A 6,090-nucleotide genomic window follows, 5' to 3' on the forward strand; every position below is an offset into this window, starting at 1 on the left:
CCCAAAATCAATTTGGTCTAACATCGTTTCTCGACTAGCTTGATCTAATCCAAGATACGTTAAGGTCATGGCTTCACTTGAATGGTTTAATAAATGCATCACTAAACCAATATTATAGTTTGACTGGGTATAGACCTTATAAGCGCCTGTTTTACGCATGGTATGCGTTCCTAGATAGTTAATTCCTACTTATTGTCGGCGGAGCTGGACGCTTCTTTCACAACCTCTATCCTCGATCTTTTTGGTCATACACTTCTTTGACGTTGATAAATTGATCAAGTATTGGATTTTCTCCTTTTAGGTCAGCTTCGAAACGGATACCGTCAATATTGATTCTGGCGTTACGGTAGTAGTCAGTTCCTAGTTGTCCCCATGCAGGAGTTGAGGCATCGACATTGCAGAAGATATCAAATCCTTGTTGTTTCAAGTAAGCAAATTTTTGATTTGCTTCAGAATAAGGTTGCCAATCGCTGATGTCAGCGCCAAATGGGTAGATCAAAATATTTGTTTTGCCTAAAATAGGTGCAACTTCATTTTGCCAACGTTCATTATCTTGTTGGATATCGGCTAAAGAAGCTTGTGTCATATTCAAGTGTCCCCAAGTATGAGAAGCAAAACTCCAACCATCTTTCTTTAATTGATCAGCAACTTTTTTGGCTGCTTCGATTTCTTTGTTTGTTTTTTCGTTATCACCATATTCTGATTTTGATGTACGGTAACCTAATACACCATTATAGCCTGTTAAAGCTAATGTTCCTTTGGCGCCTTGATAAGAAAAATCGGGATGTTTTTTAATGAATGAATCGATCAATGGAACCATATCATAGTCACCAACAGTTTCCTTCTTATTGTCGATATAAATATTCTTGATTTGGTTCTGTTTATCGACAATCAACTTACTTGGAAATCCTGAATTGTCCATGTATTCATAATAGCTGACATCGTCTTGCGAAAGAATTAACGGTTTCTTTCCTTCTGGAAGAGAAACACCTGTAAAGGTCAGTTTTCCATCTGTTCCTTTTTTGACTAATCCATTTAGATTAACAAGAACATAGTTATTTTTATATAACTGATCAATGGTTTTATTGAATTCGGAAATAGTGACCATATAATCTTTATACCCTTGTGCTTGCTGGGTATGAAAAGCCTTAGCTGGATCAACAATCAGACTATGAAAGAAGACGTGTGAGATTTTGGTCGGGTCTTCCCATTTTACCAAGGATTCTTTTTCTTTTTTCAAAGTTGCTAACAATTGTTGCGCTTCTTTGGCGTCGTCTTTTTCAAGTAAGGCGATGGCTTCATCATAATGATAACTTGCAGCAAGCTGTTTTGCTTGATCAAGCTGTTTCGTCGTTTGTTTATCTTCAACAGGTTTTGAGCTGCTGCTTGAGTGTTGAGTTGTTTGACTAGTGTTTTCTAATTTATTGTTTGTTACTGCTTGTGTAACAAAAAAGATACTTACACCTAGAATAATAACAGTGCATACAGAAGTGACAGCCAATATGATTTTGTGTGTATGTTTCATTTTATCGTCCCCTACTACTTTTTGATTTCAAAAACCCCCGTAAGCTTTTCTTAACCTTTTGAAAAACTTCCCATAACCATTGTAACGAATATAGGGTTCTGTTGCAAAGTTTTAAATCTACTATCAAATAAGGTAGAATAATAGAAAAAGATAGCAGGAGGAATGACGATGAATCATTTTAAAGAAAAGCAATTTCAGCAGGATGTGATTATTGTAGCCGTGGGCTACTATCTTCGTTATAACCTTAGCTATCGTGAAGTTCAAGAAATCTTATATGATCGTGGCATTAACGTTTCTCATACGACGATTTATCGTTGGGTACAAGAATATGGCAAACTACTCTATCAAATTTGGAAAAAGAAAAATAAAAAATCCTTTTATTCATGGAAAATGGATGAAACGTACATCAAAATTAAAGGAAAATGGCATTATTTGTATCGAGCCATCGATGCAGATGGTTTAACCTTGGATATTTGGTTACGTAAAAAACGGGACACACAAGCAGCCTATGCTTTTCTTAAGCGGTTAGTGAAGCAGTTTGATGAACCGAAGGTTGTAGTCACAGATAAAGCCCCCTCTATTACAAGTGCCTTTAAGAAACTAAAAGAATACGGCTTTTATCAAGGGACAGAACATCGTACCATTAAATACCTGAATAATTTGATTGAACAAGACCATCGTCCAGTAAAGAGACGCAATAAATTCTATCGAAGTTTACGCACTGCCTCACCCACGATTAAGGGCATGGAAGCCATTCGAGGATTATATAAGAAAACCCGAAAAGAAGGCACTCTCTTCGGCTTTTCGGTGTCTACTGAAATCAAGGTATTAATGGGAATAACAGCCTAAATCATAGATACCGTAAGGGATTTTATTCTTTATTTAAAACTTTGCAACAGAACCCTATTATCTAAGGAAATCAAAGTATTAATGGGAACACCTACTTAATAAGGTTAGACTGTCATTTTAATATTTAAATGGCGCATAGTTTGCTTCATAACTAGCGTTCAAAAAAACTAAAAAGTATCATAAAAAGAAGGCACGCTTATAAACATGCCTTCTTTTATTTGTTGTGTTATTTAACTTTCATCAATCGTAATCCGTTTAATGTTACTAAAAGCGTTGCTCCCATATCTGCTACAATAGCAATCCATAGTGTTAGCCAACCTGGTATGACTAGTAGTAGAGCTAATAGTTTTATACCTAATGAGAAGGTGATATTTTGCTTAATTACTTTTAGAGTTTGACGGCTAAGTCTAACAATGAATGGTAATTTTTGTAAATCGTCGCCCATTAGAGCAACATCAGCAGTTTCGAGAGCCGTATCTGTCCCTGCACCGCCCATTGCAATACCAACCGTCGATGCAGCTAATGCTGGTGCATCATTAATGCCGTCGCCAACCATTGCTACTTTATTATAAGTTGTCCGCAACGCTTTAATCGAATCTAATTTTTCTTGAGGCATTAGATCTCCTTTTATTTCAGTCACACCTAATTGCTTACCAATAGATTCAGCGGTTTTAGTATTATCACCAGTAAGCATAATAGTGTGTTCAATTGACAACTTGTGGAGTTCAGAAATAACGGCAGCACTTGAATCTCTTACTTCATCCGCGACAGCAATTACTCCTAAAATTTGTTCGTCAGTACCGAAATACATGGCGGTTTTCCCTTGTTCTTGAAATTGTCTGTATTGTACTTTGACCGCTGTTTCTTCGATTACTGATGCAGAAAACAGTTTAGGGCTTCCAATATAGTAACGTATGTTTTGATGTATACCTGTAAGTCCTTTACCTGTGATAGATTGGAAATCCTCGATTTGTATTGACTTGTAATCCACATTAGTTTTATCCGCTTCGTTTAAAATAGCAGAAGCTAATGGGTGTTGAGAAAGAGATTCCAACGATGAAATAATCGATAGATAATTTATATCAGTTTCAGAACTGGTTGCAATGAAATCCGTTACGACAGGCTTTCCTTTTGTTAAGGTTCCAGTCTTATCGAAAGCAATTGCTCTCAAATGACCAATTTCTTCCAGATAGACTCCGCCTTTTACTAAAACACCATTTTTTGCTGCATTACCAATAGCCGAAACAATTGAAACAGGTGTTGAGATCACTAATGAACAAGGACATCCGACAACTAAAATGGATAACCCTTGGTAAAGCCATTTATTCCAGTCACCACCAAAGAATAGCGGAGGAACAACCACTATCAAAAGGGCCATAATAATTATGAATGGCGTATAGTATTTTGCAAATTTATCTACAAAGGCTTGTGCAGGAGCTCGTTCTCCTTGCGCTTCTTCAACTAAGTGAATGATTTTGGCAATCGTTGTATCCGTTACTTTTTTTGTTACTTTGACTTCAAGAACACCTTCTTCATTTAGTGTTCCTGCAAACACTTCATCATCTAACTGTTTTTCAACAGGAACCGATTCTCCTGTTATTGCTGCTTGATTTACTGAAGAATGACCGTTGATAACAAGCCCATCCATGGCTATTTTTTGTCCGGGTTTAATGATCATAATATCGTCGATATCGATTTTATCGACACTGACTAATTGCTCTACATTGTTTCTCCTGATAAGAGCTTCTTTGGGAGCTATATCCATAAGAGAACGAATCGACTGTCTTGCTTTATCCATTGAAAATCGTTCCAAAGCTTCGCTAATAGCAAATAGTATTACTACAATAGAACCTTCGGCCCATTCTCCAATAAATGCGGCCCCAATAATTGCAATAGTCATTAAAGATTCCATGGAGAAGTCCAATTTGATCAAATCAGAGAACCCTTCTTTAAATAAATCAAATCCACCAATTATTATTGCCAATATATAAAGAGCTTTCGTTAATAAATGATCTTCGCCCAATGATAGTTGGGAAATCACAGCAACAAGTATAAAACCAAGAGAGATGATTAAAGCGATATTCCGTTTAATAAAAGACTCTTTTGATCTAACTTGTTCATCATTTTCTTGATCATCACGAATGATAAGATTTTCGAAGGCTCCCGCTTCTTCGAGTTCTTCAATTGTTGTTTGGCCTTCTACTGAAATCTTACTTGCACCAAAGTTTACTGTTGCACTCGTAACTCCTGGCAACTGCTTTACATTTTTTTCAAATTTACCTGCACAATTTGTACAGCTTAATCCTTCTATTCGATAGGTTTTTTCGGTCATTTTCTCACTCATGCTAGCACCTCTTCTTTAAAATTTACGCCAAGCTCCATAAGATTTAAGATTTTGATATTTTTAATAAAATAGTAGACTAACTTACCATCCTTGTGACTATCAACTACTCCCAATTTTTTTAAGGAGTTCAGATGGTGTGAAGTTGTTGCGACCGAAGCATCAATGATATTAGCAATATCACAAACACATAGCTCATCTTCATGAACTAAAGCATGTACAATTTTAAGTCGATTTTCATCTGACAATATTTTAAAGAAACCACTTACTGACGGAGTATCAAAGTTTGCTAGTTTAGATTTAGCACGATTAACTTTGTCTTCATGAATACAAGTTATTTCACAAATTTCATTATTCATACGATCATTCCTTTACATTCAAATGTTTGTTTGAATGTATTATATCAGAACATCCATCTATATTCAAGTGAATGTTTGAATGTTCATAAAATGGTCATTTTATGGACACTCTTCTTTTCTTATTAAAATTCTCAAAAACATTTATATTTATTGTTCATAAACCCGTGATTTATTCTATGTTCATTTATACATATCTTTCTAAGTTATGATACAATACAATAAATTAAAATGAAGGAGAAAAAAATGAATATAGGATACGCACGAGTTTCAACTGGACTTCAAAATTTGGATTTACAAAAAGATAGTCTTAAAAAATATGATTGTGAAAAAATATTTACTGACCATCTGTCAGGAAGTAAAAAAGATAGACCTGGATTAAAATCCGCCATCGAATTTTCTCGTCCTGGAGACACGATCGTTGTTTGGCGGTTAGATCGATTAGGTAGAAATATGGAGGACCTCATTAATATTGTTAATTCTTTTAATAATAAGGGGGTAAGTTTTCATAGTCTACAAGAAAATATTACAATGGATAAATCAAGTTCGACTGGACAATTGATGTTTCATTTATTTGCGGCCTTTGCGGAATTTGAGAGAAACCTTATTTTAGAGCGTTCTGCCGCTGGTAGAGAAGCCGCACGTGCAAGAGGACGACTTGGAGGAAGACCTGAGAAATTTTCGGAGAAAGACATAATGCTTCTTAAAACCTTGGTAGAAAGTGGTACGCCAATTAAGTCGATTGCGGATTCTTGGGGAGTGTCAAGAACAACGATTTATAGGTATATAAATAAGTTTTAGAATAAACTAAAAAACCAGCTCACAACTATTAAGGTGCAAGCTGGTTTAATTTTTTTACTTTGGTATAATTAGTAACTCATACTAATTTTACAATCTTCGATAAGATATTGACTGATATTTCTAACAAAAGATTTCAAGCGTTCCTTTTTGTTATGTAAATCTAACGCTGGTTGATTTTCCCAATTTTCTGCAATTACATATTGAGTACTGTCTTGGAC

At 35.4% G+C, this 6,090-nt stretch carries 5 protein-coding genes; 2 read left to right on the forward strand and 3 right to left on the reverse strand.

Translation table 11 applies throughout. The features are described from left to right. Window positions 1-226 precede the first annotated feature (226 nt). Window positions 227-1,525: a polysaccharide deacetylase family protein gene (locus ABZS58_RS50785; protein ID WP_014017385.1), complete on the reverse strand. Its 1,299-nt coding sequence runs from the start codon at window positions 1,523-1,525 to the stop codon at window positions 227-229. 168 nt (window positions 1,526-1,693) lie between these two features. On the opposite strand from ABZS58_RS50785, the gene ABZS58_RS50790 reads away from it, so the two are divergent. Then, a complete protein-coding gene (locus ABZS58_RS50790; RefSeq protein WP_058212875.1) occupies window positions 1,694-2,374 on the forward strand; it encodes an IS6 family transposase in 681 nt (226 codons plus the stop codon). A gap of 226 nt (window positions 2,375-2,600) precedes the next feature. Here the strand turns inward: ABZS58_RS50790 and ABZS58_RS50795 are convergent, their stop codons facing one another. Beyond that, complete coding sequence (locus ABZS58_RS50795) at window positions 2,601-4,718, reverse strand: heavy metal translocating P-type ATPase (RefSeq protein ID WP_001291323.1); 2,118 nt, start codon at window positions 4,716-4,718, stop codon at window positions 2,601-2,603. Continuing rightward, window positions 4,715-5,074 carry a metalloregulator ArsR/SmtB family transcription factor gene (locus ABZS58_RS50800; RefSeq protein WP_003726380.1) on the reverse strand — a complete coding sequence of 120 codons (360 nt, stop codon included), beginning with the start codon at window positions 5,072-5,074 and terminating at the stop codon, window positions 4,715-4,717. Before ABZS58_RS50800 ends, ABZS58_RS50795 begins: the two co-directional genes overlap by 4 nt. Window positions 5,075-5,317: 243 nt before the next feature. Here ABZS58_RS50800 and ABZS58_RS50805 point away from each other — a divergent pair, with 243 nt between their 5' ends. Beyond that, window positions 5,318-5,872 (forward strand): recombinase family protein, encoded by a 555-nt coding sequence (locus ABZS58_RS50805; protein ID WP_354792010.1) that lies wholly within the window; start codon window positions 5,318-5,320, stop codon window positions 5,870-5,872. Window positions 5,873-6,090: the final 218 nt, after the last annotated feature.

The sequence above is a fragment of the Dactylosporangium sp. NPDC005555 genome (assembly GCF_040605635.1).
Taxonomy (GTDB): Bacteria; Actinomycetota; Actinomycetes; order Mycobacteriales; family Micromonosporaceae; genus Dactylosporangium.